General features: G+C 69.2%; 26 protein-coding genes. 16 read left to right on the forward strand and 10 right to left on the reverse strand.

Features of this window, described 5'->3' with window-relative positions; translation table 11 throughout:
• Positions 1-27: 27 nt before the first annotated feature.
• From NL1_RS18640 to NL1_RS18660, 5 genes are all read left to right on the forward strand, one after another.
• Positions 28-1,602, forward strand: a complete 1,575-nt coding sequence (locus NL1_RS18640; protein ID WP_067841062.1) for an ATP-dependent DNA ligase — start codon at positions 28-30, stop codon at positions 1,600-1,602.
• Between the two features lie 107 nt (positions 1,603-1,709).
• Positions 1,710-1,907, forward strand: a complete 198-nt coding sequence (locus tag NL1_RS18645) for a lipase family protein (protein WP_067841064.1) — start codon at positions 1,710-1,712, stop codon at positions 1,905-1,907.
• A gap of 106 nt (positions 1,908-2,013) precedes the next feature.
• Positions 2,014-3,351 carry an inorganic phosphate transporter gene (locus NL1_RS18650; RefSeq protein ID WP_084510732.1) on the forward strand — a complete coding sequence of 446 codons (1,338 nt, stop codon included), beginning with the start codon at positions 2,014-2,016 and terminating at the stop codon, positions 3,349-3,351.
• 12 nt (positions 3,352-3,363) lie between these two features.
• Positions 3,364-3,648, forward strand: coding sequence for a hypothetical protein (locus tag NL1_RS18655; RefSeq protein WP_067841066.1), 285 nt, complete (start codon positions 3,364-3,366; stop codon positions 3,646-3,648).
• Between the two features lie 11 nt (positions 3,649-3,659).
• On the forward strand, positions 3,660-3,989 hold the full coding sequence (locus tag NL1_RS18660; RefSeq protein WP_084510733.1) for a DUF3349 domain-containing protein: 330 nt from the start codon (positions 3,660-3,662) through the stop codon (positions 3,987-3,989).
• A 245-nt stretch (positions 3,990-4,234) separates the two neighbouring features.
• Here the strand turns inward: NL1_RS18660 and NL1_RS18665 are convergent, their stop codons facing one another.
• Both NL1_RS18665 and NL1_RS18670 read right to left on the reverse strand, forming a co-directional pair.
• Entirely contained in the window at positions 4,235-4,456 is a 222-nt protein-coding gene (locus NL1_RS18665; protein ID WP_067841068.1) for a DUF397 domain-containing protein, read from the reverse strand.
• 9 nt (positions 4,457-4,465) lie between these two features.
• Positions 4,466-5,326, reverse strand: a complete 861-nt coding sequence (locus NL1_RS18670) for a helix-turn-helix domain-containing protein (protein WP_067841070.1) — start codon at positions 5,324-5,326, stop codon at positions 4,466-4,468.
• 220 nt (positions 5,327-5,546) lie between these two features.
• On the opposite strand from NL1_RS18670, the gene NL1_RS18675 reads away from it, so the two are divergent.
• Positions 5,547-5,804 (forward strand): hypothetical protein, encoded by a 258-nt coding sequence (locus tag NL1_RS18675; RefSeq protein WP_245673381.1) that lies wholly within the window; start codon positions 5,547-5,549, stop codon positions 5,802-5,804.
• A 165-nt stretch (positions 5,805-5,969) separates the two neighbouring features.
• A complete protein-coding gene (locus NL1_RS18680; protein ID WP_245673383.1) occupies positions 5,970-6,377 on the forward strand; it encodes a DUF4254 domain-containing protein in 408 nt (135 codons plus the stop codon).
• On the opposite strand, the gene NL1_RS18685 is transcribed toward NL1_RS18680, so the two are convergent.
• From NL1_RS18685 to NL1_RS18705, 5 genes are all read right to left on the reverse strand, one after another.
• Positions 6,353-7,216, reverse strand: coding sequence for a class II fructose-bisphosphate aldolase (locus NL1_RS18685; protein WP_067841074.1), 864 nt, complete (start codon positions 7,214-7,216; stop codon positions 6,353-6,355). The two genes, NL1_RS18680 and NL1_RS18685, sit on opposite strands and share 25 nt — an antisense overlap.
• Positions 7,217-7,232: 16 nt before the next feature.
• The gene (locus NL1_RS18690; RefSeq protein ID WP_084510734.1) at positions 7,233-8,186 is read right to left on the reverse strand and encodes a 1-phosphofructokinase; all 954 of its coding nucleotides are present in this window, start codon (positions 8,184-8,186) and stop codon (positions 7,233-7,235) included.
• Positions 8,183-9,346: an N-acetylglucosamine-6-phosphate deacetylase gene (locus NL1_RS18695; RefSeq protein ID WP_067841078.1), complete on the reverse strand. Its 1,164-nt coding sequence runs from the start codon at positions 9,344-9,346 to the stop codon at positions 8,183-8,185. Before NL1_RS18695 ends, NL1_RS18690 begins: the two co-directional genes overlap by 4 nt.
• An 85-nt stretch (positions 9,347-9,431) precedes the next feature.
• Positions 9,432-10,664, reverse strand: coding sequence for an ROK family protein (locus NL1_RS18700; RefSeq protein WP_084510735.1), 1,233 nt, complete (start codon positions 10,662-10,664; stop codon positions 9,432-9,434).
• A gap of 84 nt (positions 10,665-10,748) precedes the next feature.
• Positions 10,749-11,693: an SIS domain-containing protein gene (locus NL1_RS18705; protein WP_067841080.1), complete on the reverse strand. Its 945-nt coding sequence runs from the start codon at positions 11,691-11,693 to the stop codon at positions 10,749-10,751.
• 126 nt (positions 11,694-11,819) lie between these two features.
• On the opposite strand from NL1_RS18705, the gene NL1_RS18710 reads away from it, so the two are divergent.
• The 5 genes from NL1_RS18710 to NL1_RS18730 all read left to right on the forward strand — a co-directional run bounded on the left by NL1_RS18710 (position 11,820) and on the right by NL1_RS18730 (position 16,572).
• The gene (locus NL1_RS18710) at positions 11,820-13,070 is read left to right on the forward strand and encodes an extracellular solute-binding protein (RefSeq protein WP_067841082.1); all 1,251 of its coding nucleotides are present in this window, start codon (positions 11,820-11,822) and stop codon (positions 13,068-13,070) included.
• Positions 13,071-13,086: 16 nt separating this feature from the next.
• Positions 13,087-13,953: a carbohydrate ABC transporter permease gene (locus NL1_RS18715; protein ID WP_067841084.1), complete on the forward strand. Its 867-nt coding sequence runs from the start codon at positions 13,087-13,089 to the stop codon at positions 13,951-13,953.
• On the forward strand, positions 13,950-14,849 hold the full coding sequence (locus NL1_RS18720) for a carbohydrate ABC transporter permease (protein ID WP_084510736.1): 900 nt from the start codon (positions 13,950-13,952) through the stop codon (positions 14,847-14,849). The genes NL1_RS18715 and NL1_RS18720 overlap by 4 nt, the downstream gene beginning before the upstream one ends.
• A gap of 154 nt (positions 14,850-15,003) precedes the next feature.
• On the forward strand, positions 15,004-15,657 hold the full coding sequence (locus NL1_RS18725; protein WP_067841085.1) for a TetR/AcrR family transcriptional regulator: 654 nt from the start codon (positions 15,004-15,006) through the stop codon (positions 15,655-15,657).
• A gap of 123 nt (positions 15,658-15,780) precedes the next feature.
• Entirely contained in the window at positions 15,781-16,572 is a 792-nt protein-coding gene (locus NL1_RS18730) for a DeoR/GlpR family DNA-binding transcription regulator (protein WP_067841087.1), read from the forward strand.
• 150 nt (positions 16,573-16,722) lie between these two features.
• Here NL1_RS18730 and pnuC read toward each other — a convergent pair whose 3' ends face one another.
• A complete protein-coding gene (gene pnuC / locus NL1_RS18735; protein ID WP_067841111.1) occupies positions 16,723-17,463 on the reverse strand; it encodes a nicotinamide riboside transporter PnuC in 741 nt (246 codons plus the stop codon).
• A gap of 175 nt (positions 17,464-17,638) precedes the next feature.
• Between pnuC and NL1_RS18740 the strand changes: the two genes are divergently transcribed.
• The 4 genes from NL1_RS18740 (at position 17,639) to NL1_RS18755 (ending at position 21,184) form a co-directional block, all read left to right on the forward strand.
• A complete protein-coding gene (locus NL1_RS18740) occupies positions 17,639-18,484 on the forward strand; it encodes an ABC transporter ATP-binding protein (protein WP_067841089.1) in 846 nt (281 codons plus the stop codon).
• A complete protein-coding gene (locus NL1_RS18745; RefSeq protein ID WP_067841090.1) occupies positions 18,481-19,227 on the forward strand; it encodes an ABC transporter permease in 747 nt (248 codons plus the stop codon). Before NL1_RS18740 ends, NL1_RS18745 begins: the two co-directional genes overlap by 4 nt.
• The gene (locus NL1_RS18750; RefSeq protein ID WP_067841113.1) at positions 19,224-20,021 is read left to right on the forward strand and encodes an ABC transporter permease; all 798 of its coding nucleotides are present in this window, start codon (positions 19,224-19,226) and stop codon (positions 20,019-20,021) included. Before NL1_RS18745 ends, NL1_RS18750 begins: the two co-directional genes overlap by 4 nt.
• A gap of 68 nt (positions 20,022-20,089) precedes the next feature.
• Complete coding sequence (locus NL1_RS18755) at positions 20,090-21,184, forward strand: ABC transporter substrate-binding protein (protein ID WP_067841092.1); 1,095 nt, start codon at positions 20,090-20,092, stop codon at positions 21,182-21,184.
• Positions 21,185-21,191: 7 nt separating this feature from the next.
• Here the strand turns inward: NL1_RS18755 and NL1_RS18760 are convergent, their stop codons facing one another.
• Together NL1_RS18760 and NL1_RS18765 are read right to left on the reverse strand one after the other, a co-directional pair.
• Positions 21,192-22,232 (reverse strand): XdhC family protein, encoded by a 1,041-nt coding sequence (locus tag NL1_RS18760; protein ID WP_067841094.1) that lies wholly within the window; start codon positions 22,230-22,232, stop codon positions 21,192-21,194.
• 15 nt (positions 22,233-22,247) lie between these two features.
• The coding region (locus NL1_RS18765; protein WP_084510737.1) for an NTP transferase domain-containing protein at positions 22,248-22,527 on the reverse strand (280 nt) is incomplete at its 5' end.

Below are 22,527 nucleotides of genomic sequence, written 5' to 3' on the forward strand. Positions count from 1 at the left end.
GTCACAGCCTCGGGTTACCGTCGAGGGGTGCTGTTCTCGGAAGTCGTGCTGACGTCGGAGACCGTTCGCGCGACTCGGTCCCGGAAGACGAAGATCGCCGCGCTGGCAGAGCTGCTCGGCGCGGCCGCGCCGGAGGAGCTCACGCCCGTGGTGGCGTGGGTGTCCGGTGAGTTGCGCCAGGGTCGCATAGGCACCGGCTGGCGCACCCTCGCCGCACTGGACGGCACGCCGTCCTCGGTTGCGACACTGTCGGTTTCGGCCGTCGACAAGATCTTCGACGAGCTGGCCACCGTCGCCGGAAAGGGGTCAGCGAACCGGCGTAAGGAGCTGCTGACCGCGTTGTGGGGCGCGGCCACCGCCGCCGAGCAGTCGTTCCTGTTGCGCCTGCTCACCGGGGAGATCCGGCAGGGCGCGCTGACCGCGCTCGTCGCCGAGGCGGTCGCGGCGGCCGCCGGGGTGCCGGTGGATCAGGTCCGGCGCGCGTACATGCTGTCCGGTCAGCTGCCGGTCACCGCCGCCGCGGCGCTGACCGGCGGGTCGGAGGCCCTCGCCGCGTTCCGGCTCGAGGTGGGCAGGCCGATCCAGCCGATGCTCGCCTCGCCGGGCGCCGCGCTCGACGAGGCGATGACCGAGTTCGATGGCGAAGTCAGCGTCGAGCACAAGCTGGACGGCGCGCGGATTCAAGTGCACCGCGACGGCGACGAGGTGCGCGTCTTCACCAGGACCCTGCGCGACATCACCGCGGGCGTGCCCGAACTGGTGCGGCTCGTCACCGGGCTCCGATGCACCAGCGTCGTGCTGGACGGGGAGACGTTGGCGCTCACCGATTCCGGGCGGCCCCGGCCGTTCCAGGAGACCATGAGCCGCTTCGCCACCGCCGATCCGGGCGGCGAGGCCAAGCTGCCGCCCGGCGCCGCGGCGGGTCCACTGGTTCCCGCGGTGAGCTCGGCCAGGGAGCTGTTGCTGCATCCGTATTTCTTCGACTGCCTGCACCTGGACGGCCGGGACCTGCTGGACGCCCCGCTTTCGGAACGCCGCGCCGCGCTGCTGCAGGTGGCGGGCGAGCACACCATCCCCGCGCTGATCCGCCCCGATGCCGAAGCCGCCGCCGAGTACTTCGACGGCGCGCTCGCCGCCGGGCACGAGGGCGTGATGGTGAAGTCGTTGACCGCGCCGTACGCCGCGGGTCGCCGTGGCCGCGCCTGGCTGAAGATCAAGCCGACGCACACCATGGACCTGATCGTGCTCGGCGCGGAGTGGGGATACGGCCGCCGGACCGGGTACCTGTCGAATCTGCACCTCGGCGCGCGCGATCCGATGACCGGCGAGCCGGTCATGGTCGGCAAGACCTTCAAGGGCCTTACCGACGCGCTGTTGCAGTGGCAGACCGCCGAGTTCCCGCGCCACGAGCGCTCGCGCGACGAGCACACCGTCTACCTCTGGCCGGAGCTCGTGGTGGAGATCGCCCTCGACGGCGTCCAGGTGAGTCCCCGCTATCCCGGCGGTGTGGCGCTGCGCTTCGCCCGTGTTGTCCGGTATCGGCCCGACAAGGAGCCCGTCGACGCCGACACCATCGAGTCCGTCCGCGCGCTGCTGCCGTGAGTGTGGGAGAGCCTTCCGAAGCCGTGCCGCCGAACCGTCCCTGAGCGTCTGACCAGAGACGCCGATGATCCAGCGCATCCTCGCCGAGAACCGGCTCGGTAAACGAGGTGTGGGTTCCGCTGGAGGGCGCCGAGAATCTCTACGACGACTGGTGTGCACAGGGGGCGTCGGTGCGGCTCGAGGTCTATCTCGGCGAGCACGTGATCGTCGGAACCAGCGGCATCCCGGGCGCCAGCGCCTGGATCGACGAGCGCCTCGCGGGCCGGCCCGCGCCGAGCGGCTGCTCCAGGTTCGGACGCCGGTAACCGCATCAGGCGCCACCTCGGGCGTCAACGCTAGCGCATCCGAATGACTGTCCAGCAGGCGGTTACCTGATGGCAATCCGGACGACCGGTACCTCACACTGGAGTCGTGACCGTCGAACTACTGGTTCTGCTGATCGTGATCGTCACGGCACTCGCTTTCGATTTCACCAACGGCTTCCACGACACCGCCAACGCCATGGCGACCTCCATCGCGACAGGTGCGCTGCGGCCTCGGATCGCGGTCGCGGTCTCGGCGGTGCTGAACCTGATCGGCGCGTTCCTGTCGGTCGAGGTGGCGGCCACGGTGGCCAAAGGCATTGTGCAGCTCGGCGCGGTGGACGGACACGATCTGCTGATCATCGTCCTTGCCGGTTTGGTCGGCGGCATCCTCTGGAACCTGTTGACCTGGCTGTTCGGCCTGCCGTCGAGTTCCTCGCACGCATTGTTCGGCGGCCTGATCGGCGCCACCATCGCGTCGCTCGGCTGGGGCGGGGTGATCTGGTCGTCCGGCTCCGACGGCGTGCTCACCAAGATCGTGCTGCCCGCCGTGCTCGCCCCGGTGGTCGCCGCGCTGGTCTCGGCCGTCGGCACCCGCGCGGTCTACCGGATCACCGCGAAGTCCGACGGAGACAAGGTCGAGCAGGGCTTCCGCTGGGGCCAGATCGGCTCGGCCTCGCTGGTCTCCCTCGCGCACGGCACCAACGACGCGCAGAAGACGATGGGCGTCATCTTCCTCGCGCTGGTCGCGCACGGGACGCTCACCAAGGACGACGAGATGCCGCTGTGGGTGATGGCGGCCTGTGCCGTGGCGATCGCCGCGGGCACCTATCTCGGCGGCTGGCGGATCATCCGCACCCTCGGCAAGGGACTGGTCGAGATCGATTCGCCGCAGGGCTTGGCCGCCGAGTCCTCCTCCGCCGCGATCATCCTCACCTCCGCGCACTTCGGGCTGCCGCTCTCGACCACCCAGACGGCCACCGGTTCCATCCTGGGCAGCGGGCTCGGCAAGGGCGCCGAGGTGCGCTGGTCGGTGATGGGACGGATGGTCGTCGCGTGGCTGCTCACGCTGCCGCTCGCCGGTCTGGCAGGCGCGATCTGCTGGGCCATCGCGCACTTCGTCGGCGGCCTGCCCGGCGTGCTCGTGGTGTTCGGGATTCTCGTCGTCCTCGCGACGGCGATGTGGCTGCGGTCCCGGCGCAACCCGGTCGACACCACCAACGTCAACGAATGGCCGGGCGGCGACGCGGCCGGGTCCTCGGAGACGTCGGCCGACTCCGGTGTTGCGAAGCCCGACGACCGATCACGCGGTGATGATCGACAGCCCGACGACCAACCGCGCAATGATGACCAACCGCGCGGCAACGATCGACCACGCGACGACCAAGCGCGCAACGCAGGCCCGCCCGCGCCCGCGCACCCGTCTACCCGTTCCGCCCAGCTGTAGAGAGGAGCAGCCGTGCACACGCTCGTCACCAACCTGAACTCGCTGTGGAAAGTGGTCGCGGTGTCCCTGGTCCTCGGAGCCGGGCTACCGGTCGTCTTCGCGGTCGGTGTGCGGCTGTGGTCCGCGGCCGATACCGTTGGCCGCGAAGGCAGCGTCGCCCGCCGGAACTATCCGGCGCTTGTCGGCGCCTACGCCTGTTTCGCCTTGATCGTCGTCGCGATCGTCACCGGGATCCTCTACACCGCGAAGGCGTTCCTCGCCGCCAAGTTCGGCATTCACCTGTTCGGACAGTCCTGAAGGGCGCTGCATTGACCGATCACACGCAAACCTCCCGGCCCAAGGTCTTGGGCCGCGTCATCGGCTGGCTGCGCGCCGGATATCCGCAGGGCATTCCGAAGTCGGACTACGTCGCGCTGTTCGCGGTGCTGCACCGTCACCTCACCGACTACGAGGTGGCCGTCATCGTCGAGGAACTGACCGCGGGCAAGCCCGACTCCGAGATCAGCACCGACGACATCGAGGCCGCGATCACCAGGATCGCCAAGGAGCAACCGGATCAGCACGACGTCGCCAGGGTCGCCTCGCGTCTCGCGGCGGGTGGCTGGCCGCTGGACGAACCGCTGTCCGACGCCGACTGAACCCCTCGAGTGTTTCCGCCAGGGGTGCGGGCCGGCGGCGCGCTGCGAGGGATCGGCGCCGCCGGTCCGGCGGATGGTGGTTCAGGGCAGTGAGCCACCGTGTCGCGAAAGGAAGTGGAGGTGCCCCACGTGGAGCGCCGTGGGGCCTTCCGTCGTGACGGTGTCGATCCTCGGCCGCCCAGCTCGAGAACAGCGGTGACGACGCTGGGAGTCGGCTGTGAACGTCTCCGCGGAACCAAACGGACTCAGCCGTTGTCGAATTCGCCCGCGCGGATACCGGAGGTGAGCGCCGCCCAGTCCGCGGGCGAGCAGGCGAGCATCGGCCGCCCATTCGGTTCGCCTCGGTACTTGGTGTCCCGGATCAGCACCCGGCCCGGTTCGAACTTGACCTGCACGCAGGCCACCGAATCGCTGGAGTAGGACGACTTGAACCAGCCTGTCTCGGCTGACGGCCTACGCTCGCTCATAGCGCGATGCTACGCGCCGGAAACCTTGCGTTCCAGCGCCGACAAGGACTCCTCGCGCGAAAGTGCTTGTTCGGCCAGGGCGTTCGCGAACAACGTGTCGAGGTGGCGCACCGGCTCGGTGTCCTCGATGACGGCGTGATGAACCAGCGTCTCGGTCCACGCGACATCCGGCAGCACCGACTTGTCGAAGCCGAGCAGGTGGAACGTTGCGCCGCCGAGCAATCCGCCGCCGGTCGCCTCGAAGGGAACGATGCGCAGGTCGAGGGTCTCCACATGCTCCTCGATGAGCGCGGCGAGGTGGCGAACCTGGTCCGACATGATTTCGGGGCCGCCGATCTGCTGGGTCAGCGCGGCCTCGTTGACGATCGCGGTGAGCCGCAACGGATCCGCGCCCTTCAGCCGCTGCTGGCGGCGCATCCGGATCTCCACCAGCCGGTCGACCTCGACCTGGCGGATTCGCGCGCGATCGTTGGCGATCAGCGCGCGGGCATAGTCGGCGGTCTGCAAAAGGCCGGGAATCAGGATGCTTTCGTAGGTTCGCACGTTGTCGGCGCCGTGTTCGAGGCCGTACAGGCGGCAGATCTCGTCGGAAAGCAGTCCGGCGTAGTTCGTCCACCACCCGCGCTGCCTGGCGATGTCGCGAAGCTCGTGCAGCTCTTCGCGTTCGGCCTCGTCGAAATCGAGTAGCTTCATCAGCTCGTCGAGTTTCGATTCCGCGAGGACCCGCTCCTTCTCCACCTTCGACCAGTAGGAGATGGAGAAGCCGAGTTCCTTGGCGATCGCGGACACGCTGACATCGATCTGCTTGCGCCTCCGCCCGATGCGGAGCATCAGTTCCCGACGCGCGACCGTCGGCGAGAGTGGTGCCATCGTTGGATGGTGTCCTTCCAGCTCTAGCGATGCGTGCAGAGAACCGTACTCCCCGCCGTGACCGGCCCGCGCGAGGCCGGTCGTTTGGTCAACTTGACGCACAACGCAACGCTCACCTAGCCTCATTGTGTCTCATGTCACATCGCGGGTGTTCGCCGGCCGGTCCCGCCCGGCGGGATCGAGGGGTCGGATGTCTGTGCATGTTGTGGATAAGTGCTTGATGGTCGGTGATCGGACGCCGCACCAGGCGCGGCGGGTCAGCGACGACGCGTGGGTGGTGTCCTACCTGCGCGGCCGGATGTTGACCACCGAGCAGGCGGCCGCCGCGATCCAGGCGGCGGACACCGTCGCGCTGATGAACGACCTGGCCGCGCACGTGGGTCTCACCGCGCTGGAGGCCATCGGCCTCGCCGTCAACGAAAGGCCTTGGGAGAAGGCGTTACCGCGCCAGCTCCTCGGCGGTCGTCACCGCCGCTGACTTCGACCGGCAGGCGCGGCTCGCCGAGCCGCGCCTGTTGGTCCGTGCATTCTTCCCGGCCGCCTGCCGGTCGGGTTCGGGCGTCTCGCCCTCGTAAGAGCGTTGTCCTGCACCATGATCCGAACAGGGGGATGCGCGGTGGAACCACTGCCATCGAAAAAGCAAGTGCTCAGGGCCTTTCGCGCCAAGCCGAGCGACGAACATCCGGTACTGCAAGCCGCCTTCACACTCGGCGGACTGCACGTGCAGCGACTGCACATCGACACCGATGCGACCGGCGACATCGATCAGCGCCGGGTGCGCCTGGTGCTCGGTATCGACCGCTGGGTCGCCACCGAACTACCGCCCGCGCACGGCGGGGCGCACATGCACACCGAATCGGTCGGCATGGTGATCGATCGTCTCGCCCAGTTCTCCGCCCGTGCCTTCGCCTCCCTGGCGTCGGAACCGGATTGGGTCGTGCACGACGACTGGGAGCGTCTCGCCGAATTGGCGCTGGGTTACCAGGATCTGGCGCTCGAGGTCTCGGCGGGCATCCGCCGGCTGCCCTACCTCGGCGGTCCGTGCCGATGAGCGCGGCACGGCTGGTCGGCGAACAAGTGCAGGAAACGCTCGACCTCCGCGCGAACGGCGGCGCGGCCGGGAGCGAGATACTTGCGCGGATCGGAGAGGCCGGCGTCGCCGGTGACGACGGCGCGGACCGCTTCGGTCATCAGCACATTGAGCCGGGTCGCGATATTGACCTTGGTCATGCCGTGCTCGACCGCGGCGCGCAGACCCGCGTCGGGGACGCCCGAGGAGCCGTGCAGCACCAGGGGCACAGGAACTTTCGCGGCCAGCCGGGCGATGAGCTCGAGGTCGAGTTCGGCGGTGCGCGCGTGCATGGCGTGGGCGGAGCCGACGGCGACGGCCAGCGCGTCCACGCCGGTGGCGGCGACGAATTCGACGGCCTCGTCCGGATCGGTGCGGACACCGGGCGCGTGCGCGCCGTCCTTGCCGCCCACCTCGCCGAGTTCGGCCTCGACGAACACCCCACGGTCGCGGCACCACCGCGCGACTTCGGCGGTGGCGGCGAGATTGTCGGCGTAGCCGAGGGCGGACGCGTCGTACATGACCGAACGGATGCCGAGCTCGACCGCGGCGGTCACCAGTTCGGAGGAGGTGGCGTGGTCGAGGTGCACCGCGATGGGAGCCGAGCTGTCCGCGGCGATCCGCAGGCAGGCCAGCGCCAGCGGGGCGAGAGCGCCGTGATAGCGGACGGTGTTCTCGGAAATCTGAAGGACCACGGGACGTTTCGTGGCCTCGGCGGCGGCGGCGATGGCCTCGGCGTGCTCGAGGGCGATCACATTGAAGGCGCCGAGACCGCCCGGTCTGGCGGCCGCGATGAGATCGGGTACGGGAGTCAAGGGCATAGGAGGGCCTCCGCGATCATGGCGTGGTCTCTTCGGACTCCGGGGCGGCGAGCTTGTCGACCCGGACGGTCGGCGCGAGACGGGTGCGCAGGCAGCGGTCGATCTCCCCGGCCACCGGAATGACGACGGCCGAGGCGGCGGTGGCCACGGCGTCGGTGAGGATGGCCGCCCAGTCGGGTTCGGTGCGGGTGGACAGCGCCGCGATCACCGCCGCCGCGGCGGAATCGCCCGCGCCGGTGGGGTTTCCGGCCAGCGGCTCGGGCAGGGTGGCGAACCACGCGCCCTCGCCGGTCACCGCGATCATGCCCTGGGTGCCACGGGTGGCGACGACGGCTCGCACGCCGCGATCGATCAGCGGGCGGGCGGCCGCAACCACCTCCTCCGGCGTGTTCGGCGTGCGGCCGGAAAGGCGCTCCAGCTCTTCGATATTCGGCATCAGAATCACGCCGGGGACCGCGCTGGCCAAGCGCAGCGCCTCGCCGTCCACGTCGCAGATGGTCGGCACGCCCGCACCGACCGCCGAGCGGGCTAGTTCGGCGGGTAGGCCGGGATCTATGCCGCCCGGTAGCGATCCAGACACCACGAGGCCGTTGATATCGGGGAGCAGGCCTGCGACCCGGATGGCCAGCTGCTCGGCGGCGTGCGGGTTGGAGACGCGGGCGCCCGGCTCCCACAGCGCCGTGGCGGTGCCGTCGCGGGATTCGCTGATCACCACCGTGCGCCGGACCCACGGCAGCGCGTGCACGAAATCGACAGGCATCTCCAATTCGGCTGCGGCGGCGAAGGCGTGGTCGGAGAACCCCGTCGCCCTCGCGTACTTGCCGAGCTGATTCAGCACCCGGGTCACGTTGATGCCCTTGCCGCCGATGCGCTGCTCGACGGAGCGCACGCGGTGCGCCTGCCCCCGCTCGAAGCGCTCCACGCGGTAGGTCATGTCGTAGGCGGGATTCATTGTCACAGTGAGGATCACGTCAACCACTGTCCACGTCGGAGCACCCGGCGCAACTGGAGGTCGTCATCGACAATCAGCAGGTCGGCGTACTGGTCGGTCCGGAGATCGCCCACATCGGCCAGGCCGGCCGCGGCGGCTGGTACGGCGGTCGCGGCGCGGACCGCGTCGGGCAGCGGCACGCCGCAGTCCCGGACCGCCCACGAAAGGCATTGCGCCAGAGTCGCCGTGCCGCCTGCGATCGACCCGTTGGTCACCCTGGCCACCCCGTCGATCACCCGGACGGCCTGCGGCCCCAGCCGATACTCGCCGTCCGGCATGCCCGCGGCCTGCATGGCGTCGGTGATCAGCGCGACCTGTCGCGGCGCGGCCGCGAAAACCAGTGCGCCGAAACCGGCGTCGACGTGCACACCGTCGCCGATCAGCTCGACCACCGCGTGGCCCGCCGCCGCGGCGGTGAGCGCGGCGGCGACCGGACCCGGCTCGCGGTGGTGCAGCGGCGGCATGCCGTTGGCGAGATGGGTCACCAGGCGCGCCGAGCCCGCGGGCGCGAGAGCCTGCTGGAAGCGCCTGAAATCGGTGTCGCTGTGGCCGAGCGCGATCACCACGTCGTTGTCGGCGAGCAGGCGCGCGACCGCGTCGTAGCCGGGCAGCTCCGGTGCGATGGTGCACACCCGCAGGTGCCCGTCCGCGGCGGCGAGCAGCCGATCGGCCAGCGCTGGGTCGGGATCGCGCAGGTAGCGAGGGTCCTGGGCGCCGCAGCGCGCGGCCGCGAGGAACGGGCCCTCCGCGTGGATGCCGCCGAGGGTGCCGTCGGCGGCGAGCGCGCGCAGCGTCGCGATCTGGGCGACCATGTAGTCCGCCGGTCCGGTGACCACGCTGGCGAGCACTGTCGTCGAACCGTGCGCGTGATGGAATCGGGCGGCCGCGCGTGCCTCGTCGGCGTCGACGGTGTCGAACCGGTGGCCGGAGCCGCCGTGGTTGTGGATGTCCACCAGGCCGGGCAAGATCAGGCCGGAGAACTTCGGCGGGGCGGAATCCCTTTTGAAAGCAAGCCATTCGGTCATTGGTCGGACGGCGACGATCCGGTCGCCGCGCACCGAGACCACGCCGTCGGTCAGATCGAACGACGCGGAGACGATCCGGCCGCGAATCTCGAGACCGGGGCTGGCATCTGTCATCGAGCCTCCGTTCGCAGGGCAGGGCGAAGGTTCCGGCTCGGCCGAAATAGCGCCTGCGCCGGATGCTTTGGGCCGCGTCCCGCGCTCATGCGAGAGCTCCGTGCCTGGCCAGGAGCAGCGCGCCCGCCAGCCCGGCGCGTGCGCCGAATTCGCCGAGCACGACCCTCGGGGCCGGGACTACTCGGAGGCGTCGCGCCAACGCTGCCTGCAATGGCTCGCTGAGCGCGGCGCCCGCACCGGCCAGGCCGCCGCCGAGCACGACGAGCTCGGGGCAGGTCGCGTGGATGATGCCGAGCAGTCCGTCCGCGAGCGCGGCGACGGCGTCGTCCACCGCTCGCACCGCGTCCGGATCATCGGGCACGCGCGCGAAAACCCTCGCCGCACTGTCTACTCGGCGTCCGGACAGCCGTGTGTAGTTGCGTGCGATGGCCGCCGCGGAGGCGAGCGTCTCCACGCAGCCGACATTTCCGCAGGGGCAAGGCAACCCGTCGGTGGGCCGGACGGGGATGTGCCCGTATTCGCCCGCCTGGCCGAATGCGCTGCGCACCAGCTTGCCGCCGACAGCGAGCGTGCCGCTGACACCGGTGCCGAGGATGATCACCACGACGTCGCCGTGGTCGCGCCCCGCGCCGAAACGCCATTCGGCCCAGCCCGCCACGGCCACATCGTGTTCGATCAGCACCGGGACGCCCCAGCGCCGCGTGAACCGGTCGCCGATGTGCACATCACGCCAGCCGATGTTGCCGCTGAAGACGGCGATCGATCGCGCCGTGTCCACGAGGCCGGGCAGCAGCACGGCGGCCCGGCCCAGCCGGCCGCGCCGATCGGCGGGCAATTCGGCGAGCAAGCTGTCACCGAGGTCGGCCATCGCCTCGAACGCCGCCTCGCCGCGCGGCGTCGGCACCGCGCCCGACGCGAGAATCGTGCCGGACCCATCGGCGATCTCGCCCTTGATGGTGGTGCCGCCGACATCAAGACCCAGCGTCAGAGCATCCGAATCCAGCTCCAGCGCATCTGAACTCAGTGTCAGCGCATTGGGACCCGGCGTCGCCGCATCAGGACCCGGCGTCGGCGCATTCGGCCCCAGCATCGCCGGATCAGTACCCGGCGTCGCCGCAGTGGGCCCCAGCATCGCCGCATTAGGACCCAGCGTCAGCGCATCAGGCCCCAGCGCCGAAGCGTTCGGGCTCGACATCATCGCATCCGACTGTCCGCCCGAACCTTGTGCATCCGGACCGGTGACGAGTCCGTTCGGCTCGGTGCTCGCCGCATCCGGCGCGGGCGCGGGTGCGCTGCTGCCGACGCGATGCGTGTTCATCTTCGGGAGCGTAGTTACTCTCGGCAATGTTGTCGTCGGCGGCTCCGGCAAGCGGGGCGGGGGCGCGGGCACTGCGAATGCCGGTCACTGGTCCAAGACAACTGACCGGTTCAAGCTGCGTGGATGGTCGGGATTCAGGCCGAGGTCGGCGGCGCGGAGGACGCAGAGCCGGTGCACCCGAACAAGTTCCGCCATCGGGTCGATATCGCGGTGTTCCAGGTGAGCTCCGGTGGCGGCCACGTCGGCGGCGAAGTTCGGCACCAGCGGGCCGAGAGCCCATACCGCGCGGCCGGGGGCGGCGATGCTGATCGGGCCGTGCCGGTATTCCGTCGCGAGGTAGGACTCGGCCCAGGACTGGCAGGACTCGCGCAGCTTGAGCCCGGCCTCTTCGGCCAGGGCGCCCGCGAATCCCATGCCGACGAAGGTGATCTGCTCGGCGCGGCGCACCGCGGCCAGCGACCGATCGGGGTCCTCGGCGAGGACGGCGCGCGCCTGCTCGACGACGCGGCTCAGGTCCTCGCCGAGATGCCAGCGCAGGATCGCCAGCACGGTCGTGGCGAAGCGGGTCTGCACCACCGACCGTTCGTCGACCTCCTCGATGAGGAGCGGGTCGCCCAGCTCCAGCACCGGGGTGCCGGGGCTGCTGCAGATCACCGTGCGCGGGATGTGCGCCGGGATCTCGCGCATCGCCGAGATCACCTCGGTGGTGGTGCCCGATCGGCAGATGACCAGGTAGCGGTCGTAGTCGCGGTCCCAACGTACTTGGCTGGCAGGCCAGGCGTCGGTGAGTCCGTGGCCCGCGTCCTCGCGCAGTGCGGCGATCGCGCGCGACATGAACAGCGAAGTACCGCAGCCGATCACGGCCACCCGTTCGCCCGGTTGGGGCAGCACGGCGCGGTGTTCGGCGGCGGTCGTCGCGGCGCGCGCCCAGTCGTCGGGCTGGGTGGCGACCTCGGTGGCCAGGTGGGATGCGGGGGTGGGGTGAGCGGAGATCGGCACAAGAACAGCATCGGTCCCGTGATCGTTCATGTCAACATTTCGCACGAAACAGTCACATTCGATCACGGTTCGCGCTAGATTCAATCCGTCGACACGTTTCGCTTCATCATCGGCGGTCGGTAGGCGCCGGGTGTGCAGATTTGAAAGGTTCACTTCGTGAAACGACCACTCCACCGCCTGCTCACGGGCACCGCGCTGGCCACCGGCCTCGCTCTCGCGGTCGCCTCGTGCGGCTTCGGCTCCGGCGATTCCGCCGATTCCGACACCACGATCAACTTCCTCGCCCCGGTCTACAGCGACGGCGCCACCGGAACCAAGGCGCTGTGGGACGGGATCATCGCCGATTTCGAGCGACAGAATCCCGGCCTGAAGGTGAATCTTCAGCTGGAGTCCTGGAACTCGATCAACGACGTGGTGCGGACCAAGCTCCAGTCGCCGTCCACCACGCCCGACATTCTGAACATCGACGCGTACGCCAGCTTCGCGGGCGACGGAATGCTCTACCCGGCAGCCGATATCGTCTCCCCGCAGGTGCTCGCCGACATCCAGCCCGGTTTCGCGAAGAACGCTTCACTCGACGGAACCCAGTACGCGCTACCGCTGTTCGCCTCCACGCGCACGCTGTTCTACAACACCGATCTGTTCGCGCGGGCGGGTGTGGCCACACCGCCCAAGACCTGGGCCGAGCTCACCGACGCCGCGGCGAAGATCCAAGCCCTCGGCGACGGCGTCTCCGGCTACGGTCTGCCGCTCGGCAGCGAGGAGGCGCAGGGCGAGACCTCGATCTGGACCTTCGGCGCGGGCGGCGACTGGACGCAGGGTGGTGCGATCACCGTCGACACCCCGGCCAACCTGGAGGGCGTGCGCGCCATGCGCTCGCTCATCGACGCCAATGCGACGCAACCGAATCCGGGCGCGACCGATCGCAAGGACGTGATCAATGCCTTCATCCAGGGCAAGGTCGGCATGATCGAGGGCCTGCCGCCCACCATCGGTCAGATCACCACGAAGAATCCGGCGCTGAAGTACGCGACCGCGCCCTCGCCGACCAAGTCCGGTGAGCCGGTGACCCTCGGCGTCGCCGACCATCTGATGGCCTTCAAGAAGGACGGCAGGAAGACCGAGACGATCAAGAAGTTCCTCGACCACTTCTACTCCGCGAGCGTGTACGCGAATTTCGTGAAGCACGAAGGCTTCATCCCGATCACCCAGAGCGGCGCCGCCGAACTGGTGCAGGATCCGGTCACCAAGGCGTTCGCCGCGACGCTGCCGGTGGCTAAGTTCTACCCGAGCAACAACCCGAAATGGGCTGCGGCGCAGGGTGCTATCCGGCAGCAGATGGGCACCATCGCGCAGGGCGCGGACCCGGCGCAGGTGCTGGCTCGCATTCAGGAAGCCGCGAAATAGCGTGCGGCGCAGAGCGATGCTCGCGGCGGTCCCGTGGCTCGGGCCCGCCCTGCTGCTGATCGCGGCGATCGTCGCGTTCCCCGTCGGCTACATGCTGTGGACCAGCACCAGGGACCTCAGCGCCTACGGTCAGGATCGCGGCCCCGCCGGGCTGGCGAACTTCCGTGCTCTGTTCGACATCGGCGAACTGGGCACGGTGCTCGCGCACACCGTGGTCTGGGTGGTCAGCGTCGTGCTGATCACCCTGGTGCTCTCGGCGGGGCTGGCTCAGTTCCTGAACAAGGACTTTCCCGGGCGCACCGCCGTGCGCTTGGCGATCCTGGTGCCGTGGGCCGCCTCGGTGGTGATGACGACGACGATCTTCTACTACATGCTCGATCCCGACGTCGGCATCGCCAACCGCTTCCTCGTCGACATCGGCCTGCTCGACCGCGGTTACGGGTTCACCAAGCAGCCGACCCCGGCGTTCCTGGTGGCGATCGGTGTCGCGGTGTTCGTGTCGATCCCGTTCACCACCTACACCATTCTGGCCGGGCTGCAATCGATTCCGGCCGAGATCGAGGAGGCGGGCCGGGTCGACGGCGCCGGCCCGTGGCAGCGCTACCGCTATCTCACGCTGCCGCAGCTGCGTCCCGCGATCGCCGTCGCCACCGTCGTCAACATCATCAACGTGTTCAATTCGCTGCCGATCCTCCAGGTGATCACCGGCAGCATCGCGGGCTTCTCGGCGGACACCACGACGACGCTGACGTTCAAGCTGATCCGGCAGAACCAGCAGGTCGACACCGCCGCCGCGATGAGTGTGCTGAACTTCGCGTTGATCGTGGTGATCATCGCGATCTACGTGAAACTGGTCCGGCCGACGCGGCAGGTGGACGCATGACGACCGACACCGATATCCGGCGGCCGGAGGCGGAAAACCCCGCTGCCGCACCGCGGCAAGCGCGCTCGCGAAGGAGGCGTCGTCGCTGGGATCTGACGGCGGTCGGCGTCGTGATCGCGCTGATCTTCCTGACGCCCTTCGTCGTGATGGTGCTCGGCTCGCTGAAGAGCAGGGCCGAAATCCTGCGCATCCCACCGACTTACCTGCCGCAGACCTGGCACCCGGACAACTACGCGACGATGTGGGACACCCCGGAGACACCGCTGCCGTTCAACATGGTGAGCACCGTCGTCATCGCCGTGAGCGCGACGGTTCTCGTCCTGCTCGTCGCCGTCCCCGCCGCGTATCACACCGCGCGGCACCGCTTTCCGGGACGCGCCGTCTTCCTCGGGCTGGTGCTGATCACGCAGATGCTGCAGCCGACCGTGCTGGTGACCGGACTGATCAGGCAGTTCTTCGCGCTCGGCATCAACGACACCTGGATGGCCATGATCCTGGTGAACGCCGCGTTCAACCTGTCGTTCGCGGTGTGGATTCTGCACAGCTTCTTCGCCGCCATCCCGGTGGAAATCGAGGAGGCCGCCCAGCTGGACGGGCTGAACCGCTGGCAGATCTTGACCAAGGTCAGTCTGCCGCTGGTCTGGCCGGGCATCGTCACCGCGACCATCTTCACGATCGTCGCCTGCTGGAACGAATTCGCGGCAAGCCTGGTCGTGCTCACCACGCCGGAGAATCAGCCGCTGTCGGTGGCGCTGACCAAGTTCGTCGGCCAGTACGACACCGCGTGGCAGTACGTGTTCGCGATCTCCACCGTCGGCATCGTTCCGGTGGTCATCCTGTTCGCCCTCATCGAGAAGCGCCTGGTCGCGGGATTGACCGCGGGCAGCGTGAAGTGAGGCCGATCGGGTCTTGTTGTCGGGATCTGTTGCGGCTCAGCCGAACAAGCGCGCGGCGCAGCGGCGAGCGGATGACTCGGATGCCGAGGGCGGGCCGGTGCGGCCGCTGCCTCGGCGGCGTGGAACCGACACCGAAGACGAGTAGCATCGAGCCGTGGCACGGCGGTACGGCGGATCCACGGACGGGCGCAATTACGCGGGACTGTCCAAGGAGCAGCGCGTGGCACAGCGGCGGGCCCGGCTGATGGACGCCGCCCTGGAATTGTTCGGCACCCAGGGGTACGCGGCCACGTCCATCGAGCGCCTGTGCACCGTCGCGAACGTCTCCACGCGCAGCTTCTACGAGGACGTGGGCAGCCGCGAGGCGCTGCTGATCGCCCTGGTGGATCGAATCAACACGCGGGCCGTGGCGCGCGCTTCGGAAGCGCTGGCGCGCACTGGAAACGAGCCGCTGTCGAGCAGGGTGGCCGCCGGGTTCCGCGCCTACCTCGAGGTGACCTGCGCCGACCGGCGGTCCGCGCGAGTCTGCTATGTCGAGGTGGTCGGGGTCAGCCCGGCGGTGGAGGAATGGCGCAGGGAACAGCGCAGGCTGCTCTCCGCGCTGTTGATCGGCGAGGCCGAGCGCGCCGTGGCACACGGTGAGACCAAGCCGCGCCGCTTCGATCTGTTCGCCCTCGCGGTGATCGGTGCGGTGAACTCGTTGGCGCAGGAATTGGTGCACAGCACCCAGCCCGAGGCACGGATCTCGCTGGACGACATCGGGGAGGAAATCGCCTTCGTGGTCAATTCCGGGCTCGCCGCGCAGTGAGCCCGCGCGCGGCCCACTTTGGCAACCGGCACGGGGAATCTCTACGGTTTGGCACCGTGGCTGTGGTCAGATTGTTCGCGTGCATGGAGAAACGGCACGTCGTCCGGGTCGGGGCGGTGTGAGATGACCGGACCGACGGATCGTCCGCAGCGGTGGAACCGGCTGCTCGAGCTGCTCGCCGAATCCGGGCGGCTCTCGGTGGAGGAGGCCGCCGAGCGGCTACAGGTGTCGCCCGCGACGGTGCGCCGCGATTTCACCGCGCTCGCCGAACAGCAGCTGGCCACCCGGACCCACGGCGGGGTCGTGGCCACCACGGTCGCCTACGACCTGCCCGCGCGCTACCGGCAGACCGGCGGCGAGGCCAAACAGCGCATCGCCGAGCACGCCGCGGCGCTGATCCACCCCGCCGCGGTGGTCGGCATGAACGGCGGAACCACCACGACCGCGGTGGCCAGGGCGCTGGCAGGCCGCACCGATCTGTCCGGCTCCGGCGACGACCAGCTGACCATCGTCACCAACGCGCTCAACATCGCGGGCGAAATGGTGCTGCGCCCGCACCTGCGCACCATCTGCCTCGGCGGGGTGGCGCGCCGCGAATCCTACGAACTGCACGGGCCGCTCGCCGAGCGCGCGCTGGCCGAATTGCGTTTGGACACAGTGATTCTGGGCGTGAACGCGATCTCCGCCGAGGGCGGGGCGCAGTGCAGGCACATCGACGAGGCCGGGGTGACCACGGAGATGGTCCGCCGCTCCGGCCACGTCATGGTGGTCGCCACCGCGGACAAGCTCGAGCGCTCCGCCCTGGCTCGCATCTGCGGCATCGACCAAGTGCACGTCCTGGTCACCGACACCCAGGCCGACGCCGCCGCCGTCGCCGCGATCCGGGCGGCCGGGGTGCGAGTGGACCTGGTCTAGTTCCTTCCCCGGACCGCGGCGTCCGCGTGGCATCTGTTCGCCGGGCACGCCGCCGGTCGCTTCGATCGCACGGTCCCCACGGGCGTCGTGCTCGCCGACCTGCTCGCCCAGGTCGCCGAGCGGCAGGACGGCGATTCCGCGCAGAGGTGATCAGTCGATCGCGCCGCGGCCCGATACCGCCACCGCCCGCGGGGCGTCGATGCTCGCCGACTCGGTCCGCATGGTCCGGACCCAGACCGCGAAACCCCAGGCGACGAAGCCCGCGTAGATCAGGTACAGCGTGGCCGACGGGTAGTAGCCCGCCCGCAGCAGGAGCGGGACGCCGACGATGTCGACCGCGATCCAGATCAGCCAGAATTCGGCAAGGCCGCGCGCCATGCCGTAGGTGGCCAGCACCGAACCGGTGAAGATCCACGCCTCCGCCCACGGGCCGTAGGAACCGATCCAGGCGAACAACTGCGCGAAGGCCGCGGTGCCCAGCAGCATGGCGGCGACCAGAACCAGGCGTTCGCGGGTGGTGGCCCAGCGCGGATCCACGCCGCGGTGCTCCAACCCGGTGTCGACGCGCGCGTGCCGGTGCCACTGCCACCAGCCGAACACGCTGACCGCGATGAACATCAGCTGCCGCCCGGCCTGCCCGGCCATGTTCAGCTGCTGCGGTGTGTTGAAGATGCCGCCGACGAACACGGTGAACAGCAGCGCGTTGCCCGCGATGCCCACCGGCCACGCCCACACCCGCCGCCGCATGCCGCCCACCGCGGCGGCCAGGCCGAACCCGTTGCCGATGATCTCGCGCCAGAGGATCGCCGAGCCCGCGATGTGCAGTTCGGCGTCGAGCAGGGTGCTGAGCGGGTTCACCTGACGTGCAACCAGCGGAGTGTGCGATCTCATCCGCGGACGGCGGGTTCCGCTCGGCGTGATGCCAACTATCCGCGGGCGCGGATCCGCGGCGCCGACCATGCCACCGCGGCGGTGCGCTGCGAAATACGCACGGCGCGTAACGATTGCGCAATCTGGGCGCGCGAATCGCAATGTCGGTGCAACCGCGCCCTTCTATCGTGACCGCATGAGTACCGAGCACGCCGCCGGGGGAACCGGTATCCAGATCAGCGGGCTGACCAAGACCTTCCGCACCGGGCGGCGCACGGTGCCCGCGCTGGATTCGGTGGATCTGCATACCGAGCAGGGCGCATTCCTCTCGCTGCTCGGTCCGTCCGGCTGCGGCAAGTCCACAGTGCTGCGGATACTGGCCGGGCTGGAGGAACCGACCTCGGGCACCGCGCTGATCGACGGACACACGCCCGCACAACTGCGCGGCCGACATCAGTTCGGCATCGCCTTCCAGGATTCGGCGCTGCTGCCGTGGCGCTCGGTGGAGTCCAATATCAAGCTGCCGTTGCAGGTGGCCGGGGTGAAGCCGGAGCCGGGCCAGATCGCCGACCTGATCGAGCTGGTCGGATTGCAGGGATTCGAGAAGGCCAAACCGGCGCAGCTGTCCGGCGGCATGCGCCAGCGCGTGTCCATCGCGCGTGCGCTGGTGCTGCAACCGACGGTCCTGCTGCTCGACGAGCCCTTCGGCGCGCTGGACGACATGACGAGGCAGAAGCTGAATCTGGAGCTGCTGCGGATCTGGACCGAGAAGCCCGCGACCACGCTGATGGTCACGCACGGCATCGCCGAGGCGGTCTTCCTCTCCGACGTCGTCGCGGTCATGAGTCCGCGACCGGGCCGGGTGCTCGAGCTGGTCGAGATCGATCTGCCGCGGCCGCGGCTGCCGGAGATGATGCGCACCCCCGAATTCCACAAGCTGCACGACTATCTCTCCGAGCTGCTGTTCGGCAGGACCGGGACGGGCGGTGTCGCCTTCGAACGCGGCGGCGACCGCGCACCGGACGAGGGCGGTGCGCTGTGAAGCGGCTCGGCGGACTGCTCGGCGTCCTCGGGCTGCTGGGAGTGTGGTGGCTCGCCGCCGCACTCGAGCTCGCGGGCGGCACCATCCCCAGCCCGTGGACGGTGGTGCACACCATGTACACCGACGGCTGGCAGCTGTACGGCCCAAACTTCGAGATCACCGCGATCGGCGCGCTGAAGGGCTTCCTCTGGGGCAACGCGCTCGCCATCGGCCTCGCCGTGCTGGTGGTGCTGATCCCGCCGATCGAATCGCTGGCCACCCAGCTGGCGATCCTGTCGTACTGCACCCCGTTGCTCGCGCTGGGCCCGATCATCCTGGTGGTCTTCGGTGGACGCACGCCGACGGTGTTCCTAGCCGCGATGTACTGCTTCTTCACCACCATGGTCGGCACCGTCGCGGGTCTGCGCTCGGCCGATCCGGCGAGCCTGGATCTGGTGCGCGCCTACGGCGGCGGACGCTGGCAGCAGCTGTACCGGGTCCGGTTCATCGCCGCGCTGCCGAATACGTTCGCGGCGTTGAAGATCGCCGCGCCCTCGGCGGTGCTCGGCGCGATCATCGGGGAGTACCTGGGTGGCGTGGACAGCGGAATCGGCGTCGCGCTGACCGCCGCGCAGACCGCCTACAACGTGCCGCGCACCTGGGGCATGGCGATCGCCGCCGCGGCGCTGGCCGGCCTCGGCTACGCGATCGTGGCGCTGGCGGCCCGGTTGGCCACGCCGTGGACCGCGGAGGCGGCGCGATGAACGTGCTGCGGCGCCTCGGCGCGTTCCTGTTTCCGCTGGTGATCTCGCTGCTGCTCATGCTGGTGATCTGGTGGGTGTTCCTGCGGGCCTTCCCGCAGGTGGGTCCGCGGGTGGGCAAGAGCCCGGGCGACGTGTGGCGCTATCTCGTCACCTCGCCCGGCGCGCCGCAGGCACGCGCGGCCATCTTCGACAACCTGCAGATCACGCTGCGCGACGCGGCATTCGGCTTCGGGGTCGGCATGGCGGCGGCCATGGTGCTCGCCGCCCTGTTCGTCTCCTTCCGCACCGTGGAACACACCTTCATGCCGGTGGCCATGCTGCTGCGCTCTGTGCCGCTGGTGGCGCTCACGCCGATCATCGTGCTGGTGTTCGGCCGCGGGCTGGGCGGTGTGACCGTGATGGCCGCGATCGTGGTGCTGTTCCCAGCCCTGGTGATGATCATGACGGGATTGCGCAGCGCGCCGCGGCAGGCCATGGAATTGATTGCGGCGTACGGCGGTTCGCGGTGGACAGCATTGCGGATGGTCGCGGTGCCCGCGGCGCTGCCCGCGGTGTTCGCCGCGGCGCGAATCTCGGTGCCCGGTGCGCTGATCGGTGCGTTGATCGGCGAATGGCTGGGCAGCGGTACAGGTCTGGGCGCCAGCCTGATTCGCGCGATCCCGACGTTCCGGTACAACGAACTGTGGGCGTCCATCGTGATCGTCACGCTGGTCTCGGTGCTGCTGTACGCGATCGTCGGTGTCGTGGAGAACCTGGTGCTCGCCCGGTTCGGCCCCGACGCGGGCCGCGACTGATCGTCCCGATTCGGTATTGGGAACCTGAAAGCAAAGAAAACGAAACCGATTCCCCCTAAATTCGGTCCATGACAGCCGTGCAACGCTTTTCGTTCGGGGCGAACCTGAACCGTCGGTCCTTCCTCCGCTATTCGGCGCTGACGGGCGCCGCGCTCGGCGGCGTCGGCGCACTGGCCGCTTGCGGCGACGATGCGGGCGGCTCCTCGGGCGGTTCCACCCCGGACGGCTCCCGCTACGGCACCGTCGCGATCCAGTTGTCCTGGATCAAGAACATCGAATTCGCGGGCGAGTATTTCGCCGACCACCGCGGCTATTTCCGGGAGGCCGGGTTCGGCTCGGCGAATCTGGTGGCCGGCGGCGCGGCCGCCACCTCGGTGGAGGCCGGACTCGACACCGGAAAGGTGTGGCTCGGGCTTTCCGCGCCGCAGACCACCGCGCCCGCGATCCTCGAGGGATTGCCCGCCAAGATCGTCGCGACCACCTACCAGAAGAACCCGTTCGCGATCGTCAGCTCGGCGGCCAAGCCCATCAACTCACCGCAGGACATGAAGGGCCGCAGGATCGGGGTGCAGGACACCAATCAGCTGATCTTCAACGCGCTGCTGACCGCCAACGGCATGAAGCCGAGCGACGTGACCATCGTGCCCGCGCAGTTCGATCCGACGCCGCTGGCCAACGGCGAGGTGGACGGCTGGGTCAGCTACATGACGAATGAACCGATCACGCTGGCCGCCAAGGGATTCCAGAACGCGCACTTCTTGTTCGCCGATTTCGACCTACCGCTGGTCGCGGAGACGCTGACGGTGACGCAGTCCACCATCGACAACGAGCGCGAGAAGCTCAAGGCGTTCCTCACCGCGGAGATCCGGGGCTGGAAGGACGCGGTCGCCGAACCAGCCGAATCGGCGCGGCTCGCCGTCGAGGTGTACGGCAAGGACCAGAAGCTGGATCTGGCCGAACAGACCCAGGAAGCCATCGCGCAGAACGATCTCGTGGTCTCCGCCGACACCAAGGCGAACGGGCTGCTCACCATGACCGACGCGCTGATCGAACAGAACATCGCCGCGCTGCGCACCGCGCAGATCGACATCAAGGCCGACCAACTGTTCGACCTCTCGGTGCTGAGAGAGGTCTACGCGGAGAACCCGGGCCTGAAGGGCTGAGCCGCGATCACAACCCCACGGTGGCCCGCGCGCTGAACGCCTGTTCCGCGTGGATCACCTCGGCGCTCTCTGACTGCTGCCGCCCCGACCGGCCCGATCGGGCGGCCAGCAGTTCGGCCGCGATGGCCACGGCGGTCTCGGCCGCCGTGCGCGCGCCGACGTCCAGGCCCGCGGGGGAGTGCAGGCGTGAGAGCGTCGCCTCGTCGAAACCGCCTGCCCGCAGGTCGTCCACGCGCCGTGCGTGCGCCGAGTACGAACCCGCCGCACCGAGGTAGCCGAGCTCCGGCAGCCGCAAAGCCACCGTGAGCAAAGGGATTTCGAACATCGGATCGTGCGCGAGCACGACAATGCCGGTGGTGGAGTCGATTTCGCCCGCGGACGAGAGGGTGTTCAGATAGCGGTGCGGCCAGTCCACCACCACTTCGGCGCCGGGGAATGCGGCGGGCGTGGCGAACTCCTGGCGCGAATCGCAGATGGTGACGCGGTAGCCGAGCAGCCTGGCCTGCACGGTCAGCGCCGCGGCGTAGGAGTTGGCGCCGAAGATGATCAGTCGCGGCGGAGGGGCGAAGGACGAGATGAACACATCCGATTCGGGCAGCGCGACCAGCTCGGTGTTGTGACGCTTGTCGGTGACCAGGTGCTGGCCGATTACATCGGGGTCGGAATTCCACACCACGGTGAACACCGTCACCCGTCTATGGGAGGCGATTTCCGATGCGACAGTGGGGAATTCGGGGAAGTCGTTGCGGGAGAAGGGTTCGGCGAAGACATCGATCATGCCGCCCGCGTCCATTCCTGGCTCACCGGGCGGCACGGGTAGGCGGTGCATGGCCCGCCGTCCGGTGCGCGCCGCGGTCACCGCGGCCTCATGCATGGCGGTCTCCACCGAGCCGCCGACGCCGGAGCCGTAGACGGCGCCGTTGGCGTCGACCAGCATCGCCGTGCCCACCGGCAGCCGCCCCGAACCCACGGTCCGCACCACGGTGGCCAGGCCACCGATCCGGCCCGAGTGCCATACCCGCAAGAGGTCGTCGACGATGTCGCGCATCAGTTTCCGCTCCGATCAGCGTGCGGTCGAGACCGGGAAGTCATGATCTACTCCCGTCGCCAAATCGTCGCACGTGACGCACACCATATCGTCCCTACCGGACAAATAGGTGCGCGCTCCCGAATCCTTTACAGCCTCGTAGGCCACCGAGGTCCAGTGCTTGTGGTCGATCACAACGGGGTGGCCCGGTGTGCCGTGGAACACAGCGCGGGCGAGCCCGCTCGGCGCCGCCTGTGCCGCCGCGAGCACCCGCGCGACGACCGCGGCGCCGACATCGGGGGTGTCCACCGGCATG

Source organism: Nocardia lijiangensis NBRC 108240 (genome assembly GCF_001613045.1).
In the GTDB taxonomy this organism is placed as follows: Bacteria; Actinomycetota; Actinomycetes; order Mycobacteriales; family Mycobacteriaceae; genus Nocardia; species Nocardia lijiangensis.

Bases quoted from the DNA above. Each gene is read 5' to 3' on its own strand.
- NL1_RS18705 (WP_067841080.1), bottom strand. From the start codon at position 11,693: ATGAACGATCACGGGACCGATGCTGTTCTTGTGCCGATCTCCGCTCAC.
- NL1_RS18670 (WP_067841070.1), bottom strand. From the start codon at position 5,326: ATGGCACCACTCTCGCCGACGGTCGCGCGTCGGGAACTGATGCTCCGC.
- NL1_RS18750 (WP_067841113.1), top strand. From the start codon at position 19,224: ATGAACGTGCTGCGGCGCCTCGGCGCGTTCCTGTTTCCGCTGGTGATC.
- NL1_RS18740 (WP_067841089.1), top strand. From the start codon at position 17,639: ATGAGTACCGAGCACGCCGCCGGGGGAACCGGTATCCAGATCAGCGGG.
- NL1_RS18665 (WP_067841068.1), bottom strand. From the start codon at position 4,456: ATGAGCGAGCGTAGGCCGTCAGCCGAGACAGGCTGGTTCAAGTCGTCC.
- NL1_RS18700 (WP_084510735.1), bottom strand. From the start codon at position 10,664: ATGAACACGCATCGCGTCGGCAGCAGCGCACCCGCGCCCGCGCCGGAT.
- NL1_RS18760 (WP_067841094.1), bottom strand. From the start codon at position 22,232: ATGCGCGACATCGTCGACGACCTCTTGCGGGTATGGCACTCGGGCCGG.
- NL1_RS18730 (WP_067841087.1), top strand. From the start codon at position 15,781: ATGACCGGACCGACGGATCGTCCGCAGCGGTGGAACCGGCTGCTCGAG.
- NL1_RS18695 (WP_067841078.1), bottom strand. From the start codon at position 9,346: ATGACAGATGCCAGCCCCGGTCTCGAGATTCGCGGCCGGATCGTCTCC.
- NL1_RS18675 (WP_245673381.1), top strand. From the start codon at position 5,547: ATGGTCGGTGATCGGACGCCGCACCAGGCGCGGCGGGTCAGCGACGAC.
- NL1_RS18755 (WP_067841092.1), top strand. From the start codon at position 20,090: ATGACAGCCGTGCAACGCTTTTCGTTCGGGGCGAACCTGAACCGTCGG.
- NL1_RS18685 (WP_067841074.1), bottom strand. From the start codon at position 7,216: ATGCCCTTGACTCCCGTACCCGATCTCATCGCGGCCGCCAGACCGGGC.
- pnuC (WP_067841111.1), bottom strand. From the start codon at position 17,463: ATGAGATCGCACACTCCGCTGGTTGCACGTCAGGTGAACCCGCTCAGC.
- NL1_RS18715 (WP_067841084.1), top strand. From the start codon at position 13,087: ATGCTCGCGGCGGTCCCGTGGCTCGGGCCCGCCCTGCTGCTGATCGCG.
- NL1_RS18720 (WP_084510736.1), top strand. From the start codon at position 13,950: ATGACGACCGACACCGATATCCGGCGGCCGGAGGCGGAAAACCCCGCT.